Source organism: Streptomyces sp. NPDC050997, assembly GCF_040660135.1.
GTDB lineage: Bacteria > Actinomycetota > Actinomycetes > Streptomycetales > Streptomycetaceae > Streptomyces.
The window spans coordinates 455,447-477,087 of sequence record NZ_JBFAGK010000005.1; the positions used below are offsets into that span (position 1 = coordinate 455,447).

The following is a 21,641-nucleotide window of genomic DNA, read 5'->3' on the forward strand; positions in this document are numbered from 1 at the left end:
CTGGTCCTGGTGGTCAGGGCGGGTTCGGTGGTCCTTCGGGTCCCGGTGGCCCCGGCGGTCAGGGCGGCTACGGCGGCCCCGGTGGCCCGGGTGGCTACGGCGGCCCGCCCGGTCCTGACGGTCCCGGCGGTCCGGGTGGCTACGGCGGCCCGCCCCGTCCTGACGGCCAGGGTGGCTTCGGTGGCCCCGGCGGTCCGGGCCAGGGTGGTCCCGGCGGTGGCCCGGGTGGTCCCGGCGCGCCCGGGCCGACCCCGTACGGCGGTCCTGGTGGTCCCGGCGGACCTGGTGGTCCCGGCGGACCCGGTAACGGACCCCAGGCACCCCAGGCACCCCAGGCGTTCCAGCAGCCCGGCCCCGGCCCCTCCGCCCCGCCCGGGTACCCGCAGGAGAACCCGCCGCAGCAGGGCGGTCCGTCCTTCGGTGGCGGCCACGACGACTGGGTGATCTCCCCGCCGTCGACCGGCCCGGGCGGCCCCGGTGGACCGGGCGGCCCCGGCCCCGGTCAGGGTCCCGGCGGCGGCTACGGATACCCGCAGCCCGGTTCCCCGCAGGCCCCGCCCGGCCCCGGCTACCAGCAGCAGCCGTCGACGTGGACGGCGACCATCGGCCCGGACCGCGAGTACTTCATGGCGATGATGCATCGTTCCGGCCCCGAGGCCGCGGGGCTCAACCTGCCCGCGTACTCGCCCGAGCAGCAGCGCGCCCTGTCCGGCAACCAGATCACCATCGGCCGCCGCCGTCACTCCACCGGCGAGTCCCCCGACATCGACCTGTCGGTACCGCCGGAGGACCCGGGCGTCTCGCACCAGCACGCGGTCCTGGTCCAGCAGCCGGACGGCACCTGGGCGGTCGTCGACCAGAACTCGACGAACGGTACGACGGTGAACCACTCGGAGGAACCGATCCAGCCGTTCGTGCCGGTGCCGCTGCAGGACGGGGACCAGGTGCACGTGGGTGCCTGGACGACGATCACCGTCCGACGCGGCTGAGCCTCGGCTTCTCGCCGCCCGCCTGGCCCCTCCGCTTCACGCGAGGTGCCAGGCGTACGGCCCCTCCGGGTCGTCCAGCCACGCCCACTCGCGCTCGCCGCTGACCGTGATGCCGTACCGCTCGCGCTGCGGCTGCCCCTCCCGCTCCCACAGCGCGTACGCCTCCTGCGGATCGAGGCTGCCGCGGGACAGGGCGAGCAGGAACCGGAAGAGTTCGTGGCTCCTGGCCCAGCGCGGCACTCCGCCCAGCGGGGCCGGCTCCGGCTCGGGTTCGCCGCCGCGCAGCGGCACGAAGTAGGCGGGCGTGTGCAGGAAGCGCCCCTCGGCCTGACCCGCCTGCCCCGCGTGACCCGCCTGCCTTTCACGGCTCACAAGCCCCGTACGCCCCGGCTCGCGGACCGTGAGCGCGATCAGACCCGTGCCGAGCGGGGTCAGGATCCGGGCGCCGGGGCTGCACTGGGCGAGCCAGGCGCGCGGGATCGACGGCAGGGCGCAGGTGGCGATGATCCGGTCGAAGGGGGCGCGCTCGGGTACCCCGCGTGCGCCGTCGCCGGTGACGACGGCGGGGTGGTACCCGGCGGCGGCCAGATGCTGCCGGGCCGCCTCGGTGATCTCCGGTTCCAGGTCGACGGTGGTGACAAGGTTGTCGTCGCCGAGCCGGTGCGCGAGCAGGGCCGCGTTGTACCCGGTGCCCGCGCCGATCTCCAGGACCCGGTCGCCGGCCGTCACCCGCAGCTCGGTCAGCATCATCGCCATCAGCGACGGCTGGCTGCTGGAGGAGAGCAGCTCGCCGTCCCGCAGCCGGGTGGCCAGCGGGGCGTCGATGTACGCACCGCGCACCCAGCGTTCCCGGGTGCGCGGGTCGGGGCTCTCGCCCCACCGGCGTTCGTACCCGCCCCTGACGCCGACGAAGTAGTACGGCACGAAGAGATGCCGCGGGACCGCCTCGAACGCCTCCCGCCACACCGGGTCGGCGGCCCAGGCCCCGCTGGCGTCGATCTGCCGCACCAGCGCCGTCCGCGCCGAGGCGGCGAGGTCGTCCAGATCCTTGTGGAGAACATGCGCGCCCATACGTCCACTCTCCTGCGGGAACCGCCGAGAAGCGAGCCGCCCCACCCACGCCCACGCCCGGGCCCGGGTCAGCGTGGTCCTAGGCCTTGAGTCCTGGGCCCCCCGGTCTGAGAGCATGGAGGGCGTGAAAGAGATCCCGCGCGGCACGCTTGAGACGCAGACCTTCTACGAGCAGGTCGGCGGGGAGGAGACCTTCCGCCGCCTCGTCCACCGTTTCTACGAGGGAGTCGCCGAGGACCCGTTGCTACGGCCCATGTATCCCGAGGAGGACCTGGGGCCGGCCGAGGATCGCCTCACGCTCTTCCTGATCCAGTACTGGGGCGGCCCGACCACGTACAGCGACAACCGCGGCCACCCGCGCCTGCGGATGCGGCACGTCCCCTTCACCGTGAACCGCGCGGCACACGACGCCTGGCTGAAGCACATGCGGGTCGCCGTCGACTCCCTCGGTCTGTCCGAGGAGCACGAGCACACGCTGTGGAACTACCTGGAGTACGCGGCCGCCTCGATGGTGAACACACCGGACTAGGCCTGTCCTGTAGGCCAGTTGACCTCCGGATTCCGGTCGCCCGACACCGAAATCCGATTACAATCTGGTCAAGTCCGATCTAGAAGTGCTTACCCACGACCCGTTCCCTCTGACACGATCGCCCGGGGATTCGGGCGACAACAGGGGAACGGCGGGGGCCGGGTGGCGGGGTGGGGCGGGAGTGCGAGGTTCGTCCTCCTGCGCGCACGCGCGCATCGGCTGCTTCTCGCCGCCGCGTTGCTCACCGTCCTGTTGACCACGGCGGTCCTGGCGACCCTCGCCGCGTACTCGGGCGCGATCGGTGACGCGGCCCTGCGCCACTCCCTGCGGGACCCCCGCAACGCCGCCGACACCGCGCTGATCGTCCGGGCCGACGTGCCCGCGGCCGATCGCGGGGACGCCGACACCGCCGTACGCGAGGCCGCCCGGACGTCGTTCGACGGGCTGCCGGTGACCGTGCGGACGCTCGTGCGGTCCGGTCCGTACGCCCTGCCGCGCTCGCTGCGACCGCGCGCCGAGCGGTCCGGGGAACCGGACCTGACCCACTTCGCGGCACTGGACCGCACCCAGGTACGGATCGTCGCCGGGCGGCTGCCCCGCGCGGCGGACCGGGGTGTCGAGGCGGCCCTCCCGCAGACCGCCGCCGACCTCCTCGGCCTCGGCGCCGGCGACCGCCTCACCGTCACCGACCGGCTGGGCGGCCCGCAGGTCGCCGTCACGGTCACCGGTGTGTACCGGCCCACCCGCGCGGACGCTGCGTACTGGCGGCTCGACGATCTGCGCGGCCGGGGCGTCCAGAAGGTCGACTTCACGACGTACGGCCCGCTCCTGGCCGATCCCGGCGTGCTGACCGGCGGAAAGGTCAGCGCCGGGCAGTCGGCCTGGCTGGCCTCGGCCGACTTCGCCACGCTGACGACCGGCCGGATCGACGCGTTACGCGAGGCGGCCCGCGGCGGCAGCGCGGCCCTGCGCGCGCAGTCGGCGTTCGGCGGCTCGACCACCGTGACCACCGGGCTGCCGGACACCCTCGACCGCGTGGACCGCTCCCTGCTGGTCTCCCGCTCCACGCTGCTGATCGTCGCCCTCCAGCTGGTGCTGCTCGCGGGCTGTGCCCTGCTGCTGGTGGCCCGGCTGCTGAGCGCCGAACGCGCGGGCGAGACCCGGCTGTTGCGGGCCCGTGGCGCCTCTCGTCGTGGCATCGCCGGCCTCGCGCTCCCCGAGGCGCTGCTGCTGGCCCTTCCCTCCCTGGTGTGCGCGCCGCTGCTGGCGGGCCCGCTGGCCCGACTGCTCGCGGGACAGGGGCCGTTGGCCCGGATGGGGCTGCGGCTGGACCTGCCGGCCGGCGGGCGGCCCGGGGTGTGGCTGGTGGCGGCGGCTGTGGCGCTGGGGTGTGCGCTGGCGGTGACCCTGCCCGCGCTGACCTCGTCCGCCGAGGCCGGATCCGTCGTCGCCCGCCGGGCCCGTGCGCTGCCCGGCCCGGTGCGCGCGGGCGCCGACCTCGGGCTGCTGGCCGTCGCCGGTGTGGCCTACTGGCAGCTGAACCGCCAGACCTCCGGCGCGGTGAGCGGCAATATGTCGGGTGCCCTCGGCGTCGACCCGCTGCTGGTGGCGGCCCCCGCGCTGGCGCTGCTGGCCGGCACGGTGCTGACGCTGCGGCTGCTGCCGCCGGTGGCCCGGCTCGCCGAACGCCGGGCGGCCGGCGGGCGCGGGCTGACCGCGGCGCTGGCGGGCTGGCAGATCGCCCGCCGCCCGGCGCGCGGCGCGGGCCCGGTGCTGCTGCTGGTCCTCGCCGTTGCGCTGGGCCTGCTGGCGATCGGGCAGGGCGCCTCTTGGGACCGCTCGCAGGACGACCAGGCCGACTTCCGGGCCGGTGTGCCGCTGCGGGTTCTCGCGGCCGGCGACGACGGGCCCGGCCGCACCGAGCAGTACGCGGCCCTCCCCCACGTCACGCAGGCCGCCCCCGCGGTCCGTACGACGCTGGCGCTCGCCGACAACCGTACGGCGACGGTGCTGGCGCTGGACACCGCGCACGCGGCGGACTCCGTGCTGATGCGTGCCGACCTGGCGCCCGGGCCGGTGCGCCCGCTGGTGGCCGGGCTCGGCAGGAACACGCGGACGAACGGCGCACGGGTGCCCGCGCACACCGCCCGGCTACGGCTGGCGGCGACTCTGCGCTCCTCGTCCTCGTCCCCGGACTCGACGGCGGACGTGGCCGTCACCCTGGAGGACGGCCACGGCACCCCGTACCGCCTGCCGGCCGGGAAGCTGCCCGCCGACGGCCGCCGGCACATCCTGGACATCCCCGTCTCCGACGGCCCGTCGACGCTCACCGGCCTGCGACTCGTCACCACCCAGCCGACCGATCACCCGGAGCAACAGCGTTTCTCCCTGGACGAGTTGACGGCCACGTCCGACGACGGGACCGAGCGCCGGGTGTCGCTGCCCACCGCGTGGACGGCCGTCTCGCAGAGCGACAGCCGGATGTCCTCGCCGGACGCGCGCACCAACCCGACCCGGCCACGGGTGAGCACCTCGGGCCCGCCCACCGTCGAGTACGGCACCGGCTTCGTCCCCGCCGAGTCCTCCTGGAGCGCCTCGCTGACGGTACGTCTGCAGGTCACGCAGCCCGAGCCGGCCGAGGTCACGGCCCTGGCGACCGACCGGTTCCTCGCCTCGGCGGGCGCCCGCCCCGGGCAGCGCGTCGATGTGACACTCGGCGGCGAGACCGTGCCGGTGCGGATCGCGCACGCGGTACGGGCGCTGCCGACCACCTCCGACGAGTCGAGCGGCGGGGCGCTCCTGGTCGATCTGCGCTCCGTGAACCGGGTGCTGGAGGCCCGCTACGGCGAGAGCGTCACGCCCACCGAGTGGTGGCTGCGGACCACGCCGGGACAGGCGGCCGGGGTCGCCGCGACCCTGCGGGCCGACCCCGACATGGACCCCACGCGGGTCGTCGTGCGGGACGAGATCGCCGAGCAGCTGCGCGACGACCCGTTCGGTGCGGGCCCCGAGGCCGCGTTCGCCGCGGCGGCGGGGGCGGCTGCCGCGCTGGCCGCCGTCGGGTTCGCGGTGAGCGCGGTGGGTTCGCTGCGGGAGCGGGGCGCCGAGTTCGCGGTGCTGCGTGCCCTGGGCGCCCCGCGCCGCCGGCTGGCCCGGACGATCGCGGTCGAGCAGGGCGTCCTGGTGGCACTGGCCCTGCTGGTGGGCGTGGCCCTGGGCACCGTGCTGACCCGGGCGGTGATCCCGCTGGTGGTGCTGACCTCCGAGGCCGCCCGGCCGGTCCCCCGGGTGCTCGTCGAGCTGCCCCTCACCCAGGTGGCCGCGCTGCTGGCGGCCGTGACAGTCACCCCGCTGCTGGTCACGGCGGCCCTCGCGGTACGCCGGGCGGATCCGGCGACGTCCCTGCGCGAACAGGGAGGTGAGTGAGGTGACCCCGGTCTCGGCCCCCTGGATCCGCACCCGGCTGCGCGCCTTCCCCGGCGCCGCCTGCGCTCTTGCGCTGCTGGTGGCGCTGACCGCGTCCCTCGCCGCCGTATTCCCCCGCGCCGTGGACCGGTACGAGGACGCCGGCCTGCGCACCGCCGTCGAGCGGGCGAACCCGGCCCGAACGAGCGTGCAGTTGTACGCCCCGCAGCCCGACCTCGGACTGCCGCAGCCCCGACGCGAGGACGCCGTACGTCCCGGGACCCTGGGCCGCCAGTACGCCAAGGTGCTGGCCGCCGTCCCGGAGCCGCTCCTCGTCGACCGCGCCCGGTCGACGTACGGCGTGCGCACCACCGACGACCCGGAGGTGCCCGATCCGTGGCTGCCCCGGCCCAGCGGGCTGCCCGCGCGGGTCTCCCTCGTAGCCCAGCAGGGCCTCGCCGACCACGCGCGCACCCGTGAGGGACGTCTGCCGCGCGCCACCGGCCAGGTGACCGCGGCGACGGCTCAGGTCGAGGCCGCGGTCACCGCCGAGACCGCCGAGCACCTGCGCATCAAGGTCGGTTCGGTGATCCACGTACCCGGCGTGTCCCGTGACCCGCTCGCCGTCCGGGTCACCGGAATCGTCGCCGCGCGCGACCCGTCCGGCGCGTACTGGTCCACCCGGCCCCTGCTGCGCACCCCCTCCCTGGTCCGGTTGCCCAGAGCGGACAAGCTGACCTACTGGCTCGGCGCCCTGCTGCTCGCCCCCGAGGCGGCCCCCGCCCTCCTGGGCACGGCCGGACAGCCCGAGCGCTACTGGCAGTTGGCCCCCGCCCCCGAGTCCCTCCACGCCCACCGGACGGCGAGCCTGAAGACGGCCGTCGCCTCCATCGAGTCCGGACCGGGCCTCAGGACGGTCCGCACGACCGCCGACGGACTCATCCAGGCGACCAGCGACCTCGACGACGTGCTCACCTCCTACGACCGGCTGCGGGCCGGCGTCCAGCCGCTGGTCGCCGTCGCCGCGACCGGGGCCGGCACGGTCGCCGCCGTCGTCCTGCTGATGGCGGGCGGCCTCGCCGCCGACCGCCGCCGCACCGAACTCGCCCTGCTGCGCGCCCGCGGCGCCTCCCTGCGGGCCGTGGCCGGACTGCTGTGCGCCGAGACGGCGATGGTGGCGCTGCCCGCGGGCGCCCTCGGCCTCTTGGCCGCCCTGCTCGCTGCCCCCACGGACCGCGCCGGGTACGCGATCGCCGCGGCGGCCGTGGTCACGGCCGTCGGCTGCGCGGCCCTGCCGCTGCGGGCCGCCGCCACGCACCGGGTGGTACGCGTCCACGCCCACCGCGCGGACGTGGCGTCCGTACGCCCCTCCCGACGCCGTACGGTCGCCGAACTCACCCTGCTGGTGCCGGCGGCCGGCGCGGTCGAGACACTGCGCCGACGCGGCACATCGGGTCCCGCCGGTGACCAACTGGTCTATCTGGCACCGGTGTTGGTCGGAGTGATCGCCGCCCTGGTCCTGGTCCGGCTGCACCCACTGCCGTTGCGGGCGCTGGCCCGCCCGGTCGGCCGGCTGCGGGGCGCGGTGGGCCATCTCTCGCTCGCGCGGGCGGGCCGTACGTCCGTCTCCGCCGTACTGCCCCTGCTGGCGCTGCTGACCGCCCTGACCACCGCCGCCTTCGGCGGTTCCGTCCTCGCGGGCGTGGCTGAGGCCCGTGACCAGGCGGCACTGCGATCCGTCGGCGCGGACGCGCGCGTCGAAGGCAACGATCCGCTGCCGACCGCCCTGCCCGACCGGGTCCGCAGCTCACCCGGCGTACGCGGGCTGACCGAGGTCGCCATCGACTACCAGGCCAAGCCGCACGACGGCCCGGCCTCGGTCCCGCTGGTGGGCGCGGACCCCGGCGACTACGCGGCACTGGCGGCCCGGACGGGTCTTGGGGCGTTCGATGCGGGGGAGTTGGAGGCCGGAGGGACGTCGCAGTCAGGAGGGACGTCGGAGTCCGGAGGGGAGCCGCGGCGCCCCGCGTCCACCGGGGCGCCCCTCCCCGCCCTGGCCTCCCCGGCCGCCGCCCGGACCTACGGCACCCGGCCCTTCCCGGTGCGCCTGGCGGACGGCAGCTCGATCACCGTGCGGATCGCCCTGGTACGGGAGCGGACCCCGGCGGTGTCCGGCACCGGGTTCCTGGTGGTGGACCGCGCCGGGCTGAGCACCGCGGCGGCCCGGCCGACGGCGCTGCTGGTCACGGGCGACCACGTGAACGCGGGCGAACTGCGCCGGGCGGCGGGGGACTTCGGGTCCGTACGACTACGGGCCGAGGAACGCGCGCGGTACGTCGACTCGCCCCTGCAGTCCGGCGCCGAACACGTCTACGCGGCCGCGGTGGCCGCCGGTGCCGGCTACGCCGTCCTGGCCCTCCTCCTCACCCTCCTGCGCGCCACCCCCGAACGCGTCGCCCTTCTGGCCCGCCTCCGCACCATGGGCCTCACCCGCGCCCAGGGCCGCCGCCTCCTCATCCTGGAGTCCCTCCCCCAGGCGACCCTGGCGGCGGTGGGCGGCACCCTGACCGGGTGGGCCACGATCCGCCTCCTGTCCCCCGGCATCGACCTGACGACCATCGCGCTGGCATCGACACAGGCCCCTTCGGGAGGCACCGAGTTGCATACGGACGCGGTGTCTTTGGTGGTACCCGCGCTCTGTGTACTGCTGCTGGCAACGGGGATCTCGGCAGCTCAGGCGTGGTGGTCGGGCCGGCGGGGGTCGGTACGGGCGTTGAGGGCGGGGGACGAGCGATGACAGAGTCGGCCGGCCTGCGGGCAGTCGCGCGGTCGGGGTGGCTCCCGGCCCGAAGAGAAGTGGCACCCCGCCGGCGCGGGCAAGCGAACCCACCCCTCAGCCGCCACCCAGGGCACCCGTCCAGGAGACCCCGATGACGACGAACCCCACCACCCTCACCGACCTGGCCGACCGAGCCACCGGAGCCCGCGACACCCCGGCCTACGGCCACGACGCCCTGATCACCTGCGACCGCCTCGTCCGCGTCTTCAGCACGGACGGCGTGGAGGTCCAAGCCCTCCAGGGCCTCGACCTCCTCGTCCGCGAGGGCGAGCTGATGGCCCTCGTCGGGGCGTCCGGCAGCGGCAAGTCCACCCTCATGAACATCCTCGCGGGCCTCGACACCCCCACCGCCGGCGCGGCCCGGGTCGCCGGCCGCGACCTGCTCACCATGACGGCCAAGGACCGTCTCGCCTACCGGCGCGACGTCGTCGGCTTCGTCTGGCAGCAGACCTCCCGCAACCTTCTCCCCTACCTCACCGCCGCCCAGAACATCGCCCTCCCGATGCAGCTGTCCGGCGCCGCCCGCACCCGCGGGGCACGCCACTCCCGCTCCGAACGCGCCCTGGAACTCCTGGAGTTGCTGAAGGTGGCGGACTGCCGGGATCGCCGTCCGCACCAGATGTCCGGCGGTCAGCAACAACGCGTCGCCATCGCCGTGGCCCTCGCCAACAACCCCGCGGTGCTGCTCGCCGACGAACCCACCGGCGAACTCGACTCGCACACCGCAGAACAGATCTTCGCCGCGTTCCGGGGCGCGAACGAGCGGCTGGGCACCACCATCGTGATCGTCACCCACGACCAGGCGGTCGCGGACGAGGTCCGCCGCACGGTCGCCATCCGCGACGGCCGCACCTCCACGGAGGTCCTGCGCCGCAGCGAGGTCGACGCGACCACCGGCCACGAGACAGTCGTGGCACGGGAGTACGCCATGCTCGACCGCGCGGGCCGCCTCCAGCTGCCCGCCGACTACACCCGGGCCCTGGGCATGCGCGATCGCGTGGCACTGGAACTGGAACCGGACCACATCGGCGTCTGGCCGGACGACGACGACCGCGACTGATCAGCGAACGCGACCGGCGCCCTTCCTGCCCTCAGCACCCTCAGCGGACGCTGATGTCCAGCGCGCCAAGTCCCGCCCTGCGTACGGCGATCGAGCCGTACGGCGTGCGCAGCCTCAGCCACGCTCCCGACGAGATCAGCGCCGGCGCTCCCGCGCTCCCCGTCGGCCGCAGGAACCCCAGCGACTGCGCCGCGTGTACGGCCCGCACCGGCAGCCCGGTCGTCCCGACCGCCCGGGACCAGATCTCCCGCCCGATCCGGTCCAACTCGGCCCGCGTACGCCGCTCGTCCGTCAACTCCCCCGTACGGGAACGGAATTCGCTGACACCCGCGGCGACCATGGCCCGCAGCGCGTCCGGCTCCGGCAGCCCGGGCTCGGGCCGCCAGCCGCCGCGCGGCGGCAGCACGCCGGCCCACGACGGGCCGGTGACCGGGGCCGGCACGACGGCCGTGCCCGCCGACTCGTCGACGGACTCCAGAAGCTCCCCTGCGGACACGGTCACGTCCAGCGTGACGTCGAGCCCGTTCTCGTACGGCTTGGCGAGCCGTACCGCACGGATCGCCAGCACCTCGAAGGACGGTGGCCGGCCGAAGACGGCGAGCGCGGTCCCGGCCGCCTGGAGACGCACCGCGGCCCCACGGTCGTAGTGGAGCAGCCGGGAGAGGAAGGCCGCGAGATCCGCCGCCTCCCCCTCGTCGGCAAGGTGGAGTTCCGTCATGCGGCGACGGCCTCCCCTTCGGCGTCGTCCCGGAACTCCTCCAGGAACTCACGTTCCTCCGCGGTGATCCGCCGCGGCCGCTGTGCCTCGAAGTCGAAGGGCACTATCACCGTCGAGGCCTGGACGTAGACCTGGTCCGGGTCCTTGACCTCGTAGGTGAGCGTGAAGGAGGCCGCCCTGATCTGGGTGACCCACAGCTCGATGTCCACGGGCGTGTGCCGGTGGACGAGCTGTCGCTTGTAGTCGATCTCGTGGCGCGCCACCACCGACCCCTGCTGGAAGTCCTTGTCCGGGCGGAACAGGAAGTCGATACGGGCTTCCTCCAGGTAGCGGAGGAAGACCACGTTGTTGACGTGCCCGTACGCGTCCATGTCCGCCCAGCGCAGCGGGCAGCGGTAGATGTGGCGCAAGATCGATCAGCCCCGGGTCAGCTTCTTGTAGGTGGCGCGGTGCGGACGTGCGGCGTCCGCGCCGAGCCGCTCGACCTTGTTCTTCTCGTACGAGTCGAAGTTGCCCTCGAACCAGAACCACTTGGAGTCACCCTCGTAGGCGAGGATGTGCGTGGCGACCCGGTCGAGGAACCACCGGTCGTGGGAGACGACCACGGCGCAGCCCGGGAACTCCAGCAGCGCGTTCTCGAGGCTCGACAGGGTCTCGACGTCGAGGTCGTTCGTCGGCTCGTCGAGGAGCAGCAGGTTGCCGCCCTGCTTGAGGGTGAGCGCGAGATTGAGGCGGTTGCGCTCACCGCCGGAGAGGACGCCGGCCGGCTTCTGCTGGTCCGGGCCCTTGAAGCCGAAGGCGGAGACGTACGCCCGCGAGGGCATCTCCACCTGACCGACGTTGATGTAGTCCAGCTCGTCGGAGACCACTGCCCACAGGGTCTTCTTCGGGTCGATGTTCTCGCGGCCCTGGTCGACGTACGCGATCTTGACGGTCTCGCCGACCTTGATCGTGCCGGAGTCCGGCGTCTCCAGGCCCTGGATCATCTTGAAGAGGGTGGTCTTGCCGGCGCCGTTCGGGCCGATCACGCCGACGATGCCGTTGCGCGGCAGCGTGAAGCTCAGGTCCTCGATGAGGACCTTCTCGCCGAAGGCCTTGGAGAGGTTGTTCACCTCGACGACGATGGAGCCCAGGCGCGGGCCCGGCGGGATCTGGATCTCCTCGAAGTCCAGCTTCCGCATCTTGTCGGCCTCGGCGGCCATCTCCTCGTACCGGGCGAGGCGGGACTTGGACTTGGCCTGGCGCCCCTTGGCGTTGGACCGCACCCACTCGAGCTCTTCCCTCAGACGCTTCGCACGCTTGGCGTCCTTCTGGCCCTCGACCTTGAGACGGGTCTGCTTGGTCTCCAGGTAGGTGGAGTAGTTGCCCTCGTAGCCGATGGCGCGACCGCGGTCGAGCTCCAGGATCCAGCCCGCGACATTGTCGAGGAAGTACCGGTCGTGGGTGACGGCGACGACGGTGCCGGGGTACTTCGCCAGGTGCTGCTCCAGCCACTGGACGGACTCGGCGTCCAGATGGTTGGTGGGCTCGTCGAGCAGCAGCAGGTCAGGGGCCTCGATCAGCAGCTTGCAGAGCGCGACGCGGCGGCGCTCACCACCGGAGAGGTTGGTGACCGGCCAGTCGCCGGGCGGGCAGCCCAGGGCGTCCATGGCCTGCTCCAGCTGGGTGTCCAGGTCCCACGCGTTGGCGTGGTCCAGGTCCTCCTGGAGCTTGCCCATCTCGTCCATGAGCGCGTCCGAGTAGTCGGTCGCCATCAGCTCGGCGACCTCGTTGAAGCGCTTGAGCTTGCCCATGATCTCGGCGGCGCCGTCCTGCACGTTCTCCAGGACCGTCTTGGACTCGTCCAGCGGCGGCTCCTGCTGGAGCATGCCGACCGTGTAGCCGGGCGACAGGAACGCGTCACCGTTGGACGGCTGCTCCAGACCGGCCATGATCTTGAGAACGGTGGACTTACCGGCACCGTTAGGACCGACCACACCGATCTTCGCGCCGGGGAGGAAGCTCAGCGTCACGTCGTCAAGGATCACCTTGTCGCCGTGCGCCTTGCGCGTCTTGCGCATGGTGTAAATGTACTCAGCCAAGAGAAACCGTCCGGCAGCTTGAAATCTGGCAGTGGGCAGATACACCCCATCTTGCCCGACCGCCACCCCTGGGTCCTAACCCATATGGACGGGGGGCTGTGAGCTGGGGGTTCACCGCCGGCGACGGTGGCTCGACTGCGGCTCGACTGTCACTGCCGGTCGCCGCTGGTCGGCCTCGGGAGACGTCGGACGGCCCAGGGACGGCCCACGGACGGCCCACGGACGGCCCAGAGATCTTCCCCGTGATGCCTTCTGGGGCGCCTTGTTCGGTCCAGGGTCCGCTCATGCCGGCCGGCTCCGTCGCCCTGGGTGCTCAGCCCTCGCCGGCCGCCGATCCGGCGGCCCCGGGGATGGTCTGGCCGATGAGGCCGGCAAGGCGGTGCAACTGTGCGGCGAGCTCGTGCCGCTCTTGCGGCGTGAAGTGCGACAGGGCCGCGTACTGGCGTGCGCGCAGCTCGGACCGCATGGCGGCGAGGCGTGCCGCGCCTTCCTCGGTGAGCCGGATGAGGACTTGGCGCTCGTCGTGCGGTGCACGGCGTCGGGTGACCACATTCCTGCCTTCCAGCTGCTGCAGCATGCGGGTGGCGGTGGGGACGCTGATTTCGGCGGTGGCGGCCAGTCGGCTGACCGGCACACCCTCACCCTCGGTGTCCTCGGTCAGTGCGGTGAGCAGGGCCAGCTGTGACATGGAGAGGCCGGCTTCGAACTGGCCGACCGCGCCGGTCCGTGAGCGTCGCATGGCGAAGAAGAGCCGATCGGCAGCCTGGGCCAGGTGCTCGATATCGCGCTCCACGGGCAGGTCGGAGGCACTGCGGGTTTCGGGTTTGTCTGTCTCCCTCATGACTGTTAGCTTACTAAGGAAGCATACTTAGCAAGCTAACCATTAGGAGGCGAATCAACATGACCTTCCCCGCTCGCATCGACGTCCACCAGCACATCGTTCCGCCGGTCTGGGCCCAGACCCTCGCCGCGCAGGGCCTCGACTCCGGCGGCTGGGCCATCCCCGACTGGAGCCCCAAGAGCGCCATCGCCATGATGGACCAGCAGGGCATCGCCAGCGGCGTCCTGTCCGTCACCTCACCTGGCATCCACCTCGGCGACGACGCCCAGGCCCGGGACCTCGCCCGCGCCGTGAACGAGTACGGCGCCGAGGTCGTCAAGGACAATCCCGACCGCTTCGGCCACTTCGCCAGCATCCCGCTGCCCGATGTCGACGCCGCCGTGGCCGAGGCCGTGCACGCGTTGGACACCCTGCACGCCGACGGCGTCGTGCTGATGTCCAACGCCCGCGGGCGCTACCTCGGTGACCCCGACTTCGAGCCGCTGTGGGCCGAACTCGACCGCCGCGCGGCGAATGTGTTCGTCCACCCCGCCCAGCCCCCGATGCCCCTGCTCCCCGGCACCCCCGCCCCGCTGGCCGACTACGTCTTCGACACCACCCGAAGCGCCCTCAACCTGGTGCTGAACGGCGTGATGAGCCGCTACCCGAACGTGCGGGTGATCCTCTCCCACGGCGGCGGCTTCCTCCCCTACGCCGCCTACCGCTTCTCAGGACTGACCTCCACCGTCGTCGACCCCGACCGCGAGGCCGAGGACGTCCTGCGCGACCTGAAGCGCTTCTACTTCGACACCGCCCTGTCCGCCAGCCCCAGCGCCCTGCCCGCCCTGCTCGCCTTCGCCGAACCGGGCCACGTCCTCTACGGCAGCGACTGGCCCTTCGCCCCGCAAGAGGCCGGCACCTACTACAACCACTTCCTGGAGACCTACCCCGACTTCACACCTGGCCAGGCGGAGGCCATCAACCGCAAGAGCGCCGAGATCCTCTTCCCTCGGCTCGCCCGCTGACCACGGTCAGCCGGTCTGGTTCGTCTTCGCGGAGGGGACGTGGTGGATCGGAGCGGACGGAGGGCCCGTGAAGGTCCGCGACATAGGACCGTTCCCGCCGGCCTCGCCGGCGCCGAGCCCTCCCGTTCCGTACCTCTCAGCCCTGCTCCTGCTTCTTGCGTACGACGATCAGTGCCGCGCCGCCGAGTACGACCAGGGCGATGGCGACACCCACGATCACCGGGGTCGCGCCGGAGCCGCCGGTCGCGGCGAGGTTCACGTCCGCCGTGTCGCCGCCTACCGTCACGGGGCTCGGCTCGCTGAGGGTCTGGGTGGTGTCGCCGGCCGCGCTGCCCTGTGTCCGGCAGTCGAGGACGCCGGTGAACCGCTTCTGGAAGCCGCCCGACTCGATCGTGAAGTCGTACGCCTGGTCCTCCTGGAGGGGGACCGTCACCGTGCGAGACTCGCCCGCCGCGATGGTGTACTCGGTGCCAAGCGGCTCGAAGGTGAACGGCTCGTCGCCCTCGTTGGCCGCGGTGACGTCCAAGCCGCCCTTGGCGCAGTTCTTCGCCGCGGAGAGCGCGGGTATCGCACCCGTCGCGGCCCAGCTCGCGCTCGCCGTCGCCGAGACCGTCGACTCACTGGAGCCGGCCAGGATCTGCGTCTGACTGCGGCTCTCGGAGGCGAAGGCACGGCCGACCGGGACGGTCGTGGAGGCCTGCACGGCCAGGTCGGCCGAGCCCGCCGGGGCGTCCTCGGGCACCTCGAAGAACAACTGGCTGCCGTTGACCGCGGACGTGACGTTCTGGCCGTCCTTGCCGATGATCCGCACCCCGCTCGTGGCGGCGTCCGCCGGTGGCGCCACCGTCACCGTGGCCGCGTTGGTACGCACCGTCACCGGGCCCAGCAGTGCGCCGGGGCGGCCGGAGACCGCGGGCGGGTCGAGCGTCAGTGACGCCGCGGGCTCCGCGACGTTCCGGGCGCTCTTCTCCAAGTAGTCCGCGAGCTTCTCTGCCTGCGGGTCGACGGCGTCCACGTCCGCGCCGTCCGAGTAGCGCCAGATGGCCACCTGGGTGCCGGCCGCCGCGTCCTGCTCGGTGAGCCCGCTGCCCACGCCCGCCGCGGTGGCCAGCGCCGCGAGATCGTTGACCTGCGGGTAGGAGTTCTGAAGGATCCAACGGATCTTGCCCGCGTCCCTGTTGGCGCCGAGCGAGGTGCCGCTCCACGGGGTCTCGTGGTACTTGGCCTCGCGCTGCGTGGGGTTGTGCAGGTCGATGCAGTACGTCTGCAGGGTGCCGCCGCCCTCGACGGACATCTCGAACAGGCCCGCCGAGACGGTCAGGTCCCCGGACGCGTCGTGGATCACGGCGTCGCCGTACGTCTTCAGGCCGCCTATCGTGGCGGTCGCCCCGCCCTGGTTCTGGGCCGTCTCGTCGGCCGATGCCGTACCGGCGCCCGTCATCACTCCGACGGCGACGAGACCGGACACCAACGTCGCGGCGACGAGGCGGGCTGCCCCTCGCCTGCGCGCCGACGGCACGAAGAACGAAGAAAACACAGAATTCCCCTTCGAGCAGGACCCGTTGACGTGGGGGGTTACGGTCCCGCCAGCAGAATCAGAAGCCCCGAGAGCTATGTTCGGCATCCTAAGTACCAGGCGCACCACGCTTCCCGGTGATGCACTCGGACCAGTGATCCGACTCGGAATCGTTATCCCCGAGACGGGTCGCGAGCAGGGCTTATCGACAAATCCACTCGGGTTGTAAGGTACGCATTCGCCGATAAGCCGCAGTTCGGTCGGACGTGAGATGTGACGTGACGTGACGTCACATCACGGCGGCGGGCTCCGGGCGCCGTTGGGCGGCCGGCTCGGCGGGAGGTGTCTCCCAGCTCGGTTCCGGCTGCTGCGGTGCGCCGACGCCGGCAGTCACCGTCTCCCCCGGTTTGGTGCGCCGGAAGGCGGAGGTACCGCGGGCCAGGTCATGGCCGATCGCCACCGCGTCGATGTCCGCCGAGGTCCAGCTCTGCCCCTCGCGCACTTCCGTACGCACCTTCAGCCTGCCCTGCACGACGACGGGATCGCCCACGTTGAGCGACGCCGCCGTGTTGGTGGCGAGCTGCCGATTCGCCCACACCGTGAAGAAGTTGGTGTGGCCGTCCGTCCAGGTGCTCTTCTCCCGGTCCCAGTAGCGTGCGGTCACCGCCAGCCGGAACCGCGCCGACGCACCCGACGCCAACTCCCGGTACACCGGCTGCGTCGCCACGTTCCCCACCGCGCAGACCATCGTCTCGTTCATCATGAACCCCTCCCTCACCCGCCCGCTCACGCCGGGCGGACACACGTACGGGCCCGTCCCGTACGGCTGCTTCCGTCTTCCGTCACGATCACGTCCGCCGTGATCGCGCGAAATCCAGACTGCCTCCGCCGGACCGAGCCCGCTGAGCGCTGTGCACCACCGCCCACCTGTGGAAAACACCGTCACCCGGACGAGGGACCCGAGGACGGGAACCAGAACGGGGACGCGGACGGGGACGCGGACGAGACCGAGGGAGCGAGGCTCACCTCGCCCCCGCACTCACCCCCACGACCCGCCCGTACTGCTCCCGAACCTCCTGGTAGCGCAGCAACTCCGCCGCCACCGGATCCAGCACCCGGGCCCGTCCGCACCCGGCCGCCGCCTCCCTCAGCCGCCGCTCGGCCTCCGTGCCGTACCGCCTGGCAGGCCCCCGCGCCGCGATCCGGCAGCTCCACTCGACGAGTGGGCCACCGATGATCCCGGCCACCATCAGCAGCACCGGCACACCGAGGTTTGGCGCCATGACACCGATGATCTGGCCCAACAGCCACAGCCCGCCCAAGACTTGCAGGATCGTCATCGATGCCTGCGCCAGAACGGCCGCCGGCCACCAGCTGGGCCGGGGCGGCCGCCCCGGCGGCAACCCGGCCCGCGCCGCCAGCTCGTCCAACGCCTCGGGCAACCCCTGCGACCCGCGTACGGCCGCCTCCCGCACCGCCTGCGCCCACGGAGTGGGCAGCCCGTCCGAGGCCCGGTCCGCGAGCGTCCGTACCGCCTGCTCGACCCGCTGGCGCGCCGTGGCCTCCTCGTCCGCCTGGGCACGCAACGGCAGCCGCCCGGTGGGAAGTTCACGCCGGTCCTCGTACCAGCGCCACAGCCGCAGCCAGGGGGTCCCGCACGCGCGGTTGGCGTTGCGTTGCCACGCCCGCTCGGCCGCCTCGCCCGCCGCGGTGGCGCCCACCGAGTCCGCGAGCCTCGCGGCGAACTCGTCCCGCGCCTCCTCACTCAGCCCGGTCCGCCACCCGGTGGCGTAGACAGGGCGCAGCCGCCACGCCGCGGCGTCCACATCGGCGGAGATCCGGCGTGCCGCGGCCCCGCGCTCCGCCACGAACTGGCCGAGCGCCTCCCGCAGGTCACCTACACCGTCCCCGGTGAGCGCGGACAGAGCGAGTACGGTCGCGCCCGGTTCGCCGTGCTCGCCGAGGGCGACGCCGTCCTCGTCGAGCAGCCGCCGCAGATCGTCGAGGACCTGGTCTTTGGCCTCGCCGGGCAGTCGGTCGATCTGGTTGAGGACGACGAACATGACCTCCGCGTGGCCCGCCATCGGCCGCAGATAGCGCTCATGGAGGATCGCGTCGCCGTACTTCTCGGGGTCGACGACCCAGATGACCCCGTCGACGAGATCCAGGATGCGGTCCACCTGCTCGCGGTGCTGAACGGCGGCCGAGTCGTGGTCGGGCAGGTCCACCAGAACCAGTCCGCGCAGTTGTGCCTCCGCCTGGGGGCTCTGCAGCGGGCGCCGCCGCAGCCGTCCCGGGATGCCGAGCCGGTCGATCAGGGTCGCCGCGCCGTCGCTCCAACTGCACACGATCGGAGCGGCGGTGGTGGGCCGTCGCACGCCGGTCTCCGAAATGGGCACTCCGGCGAGTGTGTTGAACAGCTGCGACTTGCCGCTACCCGTGGCGCCCGCGATGGCGATCACGGTGTGCTGCCCGGACAGCCGCCGCCGCGCCGCCGCCTCGTCCAGGACCCGGCCCGCCTCTGCGAGGGTCCGGCTGTCGAGCCGCGTACGGGACAGCCCGACCAGCTCGCGCAGCGCGTCGAGCCGCGACCGCAGCGGACCGTCGTACGCGAGCGTGGTCGCCGTCTGGGCGCCGGACGCCCTGGTCTCCAGGACGACGGGCTGCGCGGCACTCTCCTCGGTCGCGCGCCGCGCGATCAGCCCGTCGTCCCAGGCACTCTCGGAGTCGGCGCGGCTCGGGGGGCCGCTTGGGGGGCTTGAGATGGCATCGGCGTTCGTCACGCGCGCGTGACGGTCCTTCACGGCCTTCTCGGGTACGACGACGGGCGCCGCGGAGTCCTCGGAGCCGGTGCCGGTGCCGGTGGGGTCCTCGGTGCCCTTGGGGTTCCTGGGGCCCGTGAGGCTCTTGGGGCCCTCGTCGACCTTCTCGACGGATTCGGCCCCGCCACCATCACCGCCCTCGCCGCCCTCGGTGACACTCTCGTCAAGGCTGACGCCTTCAGGACGCGCGTCCTCTCCCCCCAAGTCACCGACACCGCCCACGCCCCCGACCTGCTCGGCATGATCAGCACGCCCGGCATGATCAGCGTGCTCCGCACGCCCGGCATGCTCCGTGTGCTCGGTGTGGTCCTGATCATGGTCTGTGACGGCGGTCACCGGTCACCTCTCCTTCTGCAGTACGGACAGCGCGGCGATGAGCTCGGCCTGCGGTTCGGGGTGGACTTCGAGTGCGTCGAGCGGGGCGAGTCGACGCTCGCGTTCGGTGTGCATGATCCGGTCGATGTGTTCGGTGAGCAGCCGCCCGCTCCGGTCACGCAGGCGCAGCGCTCTGTGCGCCCCGATCCGCTCGGCGAGCCCCTCCCCGGCCGACCTCGCCCTGCGGCTGCCGAGCAGCGCGGTGGCGACGAGGGCGGCGATCACCTCGGGATCCGGGGCGACACTGCGGTCGAGGTCGCGGATCTCCTCCTCGGCGTACTCCTCCAGCTCCCGCCGCCACCGCCGTACCGCCATCCCGATCCGGTGTTCGGCGCTCTCCGGGGACGGGTCACGGCCGGTCAGTTCCGGGGCGTCGGCCGCCGGTTCGTGCCGCCAGGCATCATCGACGCGCTCGTCGGCCGCGGCGACGGAGCACAACAGGAGCGCGCCCAGGCTCTCCACGAGCGCGTCGAGGAGTTCACCGGCGGTGCAGTCGAGCGGGAAGGCCCGCCAGCGCTTCAGGGCGTCACCCGCGAGGACGGCTCCGGCCTGCAACCGCCCCCGCACGCGCGCGTGCTCGCTGTCGTACGCCGATTCGACGGCGGAGGTGAGCCGCAGCGCGGCCGCGTACTGGGCGGCGGCTGCACTGGCCAGCTCGGGCATCCGGGACTTGAGCGAGTCGAGGAGGCCGTGCGCCGTGCGGGCCAGGGAGTACTGCCGGGCGCCGGGGTCCTGCGTCTGTTGGACGAGCCAGGTCCGCAGCGACGCCACCGCGGTGGTCGGCAGCAGCCCGCCGCCCCAGGCCGACTCGGGCAGTTCCGGCACGGTGAAGCGGGGTACGTCGCCGAGACCGGCCTTGGTGAGCAGCGCGCCGTACTGCCGCGAGACCTCGGACACGACCTGGTGGGGTACCCGGTCGAGGACGGTGACCAGGGCGGCCTTGTACTCCTTGGCGGTGCGCAGCAGATGCCAGGGCACGGCGTCGGCGTAGCGGGCCGCCGTGGTGACCATGATCCAGATGTCGGCCGCGCAGACGAGCTCGGCGGCGAGGGCGCGGTTGTCGGCGAGGAGGGAGTCGATGTCGGGCGCGTCGAGGAGGGCGAGGCCGGGCGGCAGGGTGTCCGCGGTCTCGATGCGCAGCACGCGCGCGGGGCTTTCGCCGGGCAGCAGGAGCTCGTCCCCGGGCTCCTGCTGGGGCACCCACACGCGGGTGAGGTCGGGCAGCACGCGCATCCCGCTGAACCAGTGATGGTCCTCGGGATGGCAGACCAGCACGGGCGTCCGGGTGGTCGGTCGCAGCACGCCCGCCTCGCTGACGCGCCGTCCCACCAGTGAGTTGACCAGCGTCGACTTCCCGGCGCCGGTAGAGCCGCCCACCACGGCCAGTAGGGGTGCTTCGGGCTGTCTCAACCGGGGCACCAGATAGTCGTCGAGCTGGGCGAGTAGTTCGTCGCGATTGGCACGCGCGCGCGGGGCCCCCGCCAAGGGAAGCGGGAAGCGCGCGGCGGCGACACGGTCGCGCAGGGCGGAGAGTGCGTCGAGCAGCTGAGGCCGTACGTCCAAGGTCACCACATGCGAAGAATGCCCAATTTTAGGGGAATTCTGAAGCATATGAGCATGTCTGCGCGCCGACAGGACACAAGGGATGGAAGGGGCGACTGGGACACGGGCACAGTCCAGGCATAACGAGTGCACAACACCCGGTGCGCAAGACGCCAAAATCGGTGCACGATTCGTACCTGCCTGCGATTATCAGGACCGCTTCACTGAACCTCCACATCGAGCCACGGAGGCGAAGCAACAGGGGCAAGGACGCGGGAGCCCTATCCTTGTCCCCGGCAGCGTCACGGAACGGCCCGCACCCGGGCACCCACGACAGAGGCCACCACACCCGGCCCCCGTAGCTCAGTGGATAGAGCAGGCGCCTTCTAAGCGCTTGGCCGCAGGTTCGAGTCCTGCCGGGGGCGCAAACGGCATCTCACCTGCGGTAACGCGTGAGGGGCTCTTTCGTGTCCGTGCCAGAGCAGCTCGCGGCTTGATTCTGTTGTCCGCTGGTGGGCCCCGCGCTCCTTCTTTCAGGGGCGGTCAGCAGTTCACTTCTTCTGGACCGGCGGGCAGGAGCCCGTGTCCTCGCCGATGGAGTTGATCTCAGCGTTGGAGCGAGCGTCGCCCGCATAGTCGAGCTGATCCGTGCACTTCGTGTCGGACGGCGACTTCTGCACCGGCGGACACGTACCCGTGTCCTCACCGATGGAGTTGATCACGGCGTTGGAGCGAGCGTCGCCCGCATAGTCCAGCTGATCCGTGCACTTCGTGTCGGACGGCGACTTCTGCACCGGCGGACACGTACCCGTGTCCTCACCGATGGAGTTGATCACGGCGTTGGAGCGC

General features: G+C 72.7%; 15 protein-coding genes, 1 tRNA gene and 1 pseudogene. 7 read left to right on the forward strand and 10 right to left on the reverse strand.

What is annotated here, in order from left to right:
* Positions 1–989, forward strand: a 989-nt coding sequence (locus tag AB0H86_RS14730) for an FHA domain-containing protein (RefSeq protein ID WP_362437180.1), incomplete at its 5' end; no start/stop codon positions are given.
* A gap of 36 nt (positions 990–1,025) precedes the next feature.
* Here the strand turns inward: AB0H86_RS14730 and AB0H86_RS14735 are convergent.
* Complete coding sequence (locus tag AB0H86_RS14735) at positions 1,026–2,060, reverse strand: methyltransferase domain-containing protein (protein WP_362437182.1); 1,035 nt, start codon at positions 2,058–2,060, stop codon at positions 1,026–1,028.
* A 115-nt stretch (positions 2,061–2,175) separates the two neighbouring features.
* On the opposite strand from AB0H86_RS14735, the gene AB0H86_RS14740 reads away from it, so the two are divergent.
* The 4 genes from AB0H86_RS14740 (at position 2,176) to AB0H86_RS14755 (ending at position 9,893) form a co-directional block, all read left to right on the forward strand.
* On the forward strand, positions 2,176–2,589 hold the full coding sequence (locus AB0H86_RS14740; RefSeq protein ID WP_362437184.1) for a globin: 414 nt from the start codon (positions 2,176–2,178) through the stop codon (positions 2,587–2,589).
* Between the two features lie 162 nt (positions 2,590–2,751).
* The gene (locus AB0H86_RS14745) at positions 2,752–6,015 is read left to right on the forward strand and encodes an ABC transporter permease (protein ID WP_362437186.1); all 3,264 of its coding nucleotides are present in this window, start codon (positions 2,752–2,754) and stop codon (positions 6,013–6,015) included.
* A gap of 1 nt (position 6,016) precedes the next feature.
* The gene (locus tag AB0H86_RS14750) at positions 6,017–8,791 is read left to right on the forward strand and encodes an FtsX-like permease family protein (RefSeq protein ID WP_362437188.1); all 2,775 of its coding nucleotides are present in this window, start codon (positions 6,017–6,019) and stop codon (positions 8,789–8,791) included.
* Positions 8,792–8,924: 133 nt separating this feature from the next.
* Positions 8,925–9,893, forward strand: coding sequence for an ABC transporter ATP-binding protein (locus AB0H86_RS14755; RefSeq protein ID WP_362437190.1), 969 nt, complete (start codon positions 8,925–8,927; stop codon positions 9,891–9,893).
* 40 nt (positions 9,894–9,933) lie between these two features.
* On the opposite strand, the gene AB0H86_RS14760 is transcribed toward AB0H86_RS14755, so the two are convergent.
* The 4 genes from AB0H86_RS14760 to AB0H86_RS14775 all read right to left on the reverse strand — a co-directional run bounded on the left by AB0H86_RS14760 (position 9,934) and on the right by AB0H86_RS14775 (position 13,533).
* On the reverse strand, positions 9,934–10,611 hold the full coding sequence (locus AB0H86_RS14760) for a hypothetical protein (RefSeq protein WP_362437192.1): 678 nt from the start codon (positions 10,609–10,611) through the stop codon (positions 9,934–9,936).
* Entirely contained in the window at positions 10,608–11,021 is a 414-nt protein-coding gene (locus AB0H86_RS14765) for a thioesterase family protein (protein WP_362437194.1), read from the reverse strand. Before AB0H86_RS14765 ends, AB0H86_RS14760 begins: the two co-directional genes overlap by 4 nt.
* A gap of 6 nt (positions 11,022–11,027) precedes the next feature.
* Positions 11,028–12,692, reverse strand: a complete 1,665-nt coding sequence (gene ettA / locus AB0H86_RS14770; RefSeq protein ID WP_362437196.1) for an energy-dependent translational throttle protein EttA — start codon at positions 12,690–12,692, stop codon at positions 11,028–11,030.
* A gap of 313 nt (positions 12,693–13,005) precedes the next feature.
* On the reverse strand, positions 13,006–13,533 hold the full coding sequence (locus AB0H86_RS14775) for a MarR family transcriptional regulator (protein WP_362437198.1): 528 nt from the start codon (positions 13,531–13,533) through the stop codon (positions 13,006–13,008).
* Between the two features lie 59 nt (positions 13,534–13,592).
* On the opposite strand from AB0H86_RS14775, the gene AB0H86_RS14780 reads away from it, so the two are divergent.
* A complete protein-coding gene (locus AB0H86_RS14780) occupies positions 13,593–14,537 on the forward strand; it encodes an amidohydrolase family protein (protein WP_362437200.1) in 945 nt (314 codons plus the stop codon).
* Positions 14,538–14,673: 136 nt separating this feature from the next.
* On the opposite strand, the gene AB0H86_RS14785 is transcribed toward AB0H86_RS14780, so the two are convergent.
* The 4 genes from AB0H86_RS14785 to AB0H86_RS14800 form a co-directional block, all read right to left on the reverse strand.
* Positions 14,674–16,074, reverse strand: coding sequence for a Cys-Gln thioester bond-forming surface protein (locus tag AB0H86_RS14785; protein WP_362437203.1), 1,401 nt, complete (start codon positions 16,072–16,074; stop codon positions 14,674–14,676).
* A 268-nt stretch (positions 16,075–16,342) separates the two neighbouring features.
* Positions 16,343–16,813 carry a single-stranded DNA-binding protein gene (locus AB0H86_RS14790; protein WP_362437363.1) on the reverse strand — a complete coding sequence of 157 codons (471 nt, stop codon included), beginning with the start codon at positions 16,811–16,813 and terminating at the stop codon, positions 16,343–16,345.
* Positions 16,814–17,075: 262 nt separating this feature from the next.
* Positions 17,076–19,211: a YfjP family GTPase gene (locus AB0H86_RS14795; RefSeq protein ID WP_362437205.1), complete on the reverse strand. Its 2,136-nt coding sequence runs from the start codon at positions 19,209–19,211 to the stop codon at positions 17,076–17,078.
* Positions 19,212–19,214: 3 nt separating this feature from the next.
* Positions 19,215–20,822, reverse strand: a complete 1,608-nt coding sequence (locus AB0H86_RS14800; RefSeq protein WP_362437207.1) for a dynamin family protein — start codon at positions 20,820–20,822, stop codon at positions 19,215–19,217.
* Between the two features lie 322 nt (positions 20,823–21,144).
* Here AB0H86_RS14800 and AB0H86_RS14805 point away from each other — a divergent pair.
* Positions 21,145–21,217, forward strand: a tRNA-Arg gene (locus AB0H86_RS14805).
* Positions 21,218–21,343: 126 nt separating this feature from the next.
* Here the strand turns inward: AB0H86_RS14805 and AB0H86_RS14810 are convergent.
* Positions 21,344–21,641, reverse strand: a pseudogene (locus AB0H86_RS14810) (hypothetical protein); the annotation flags it as partial.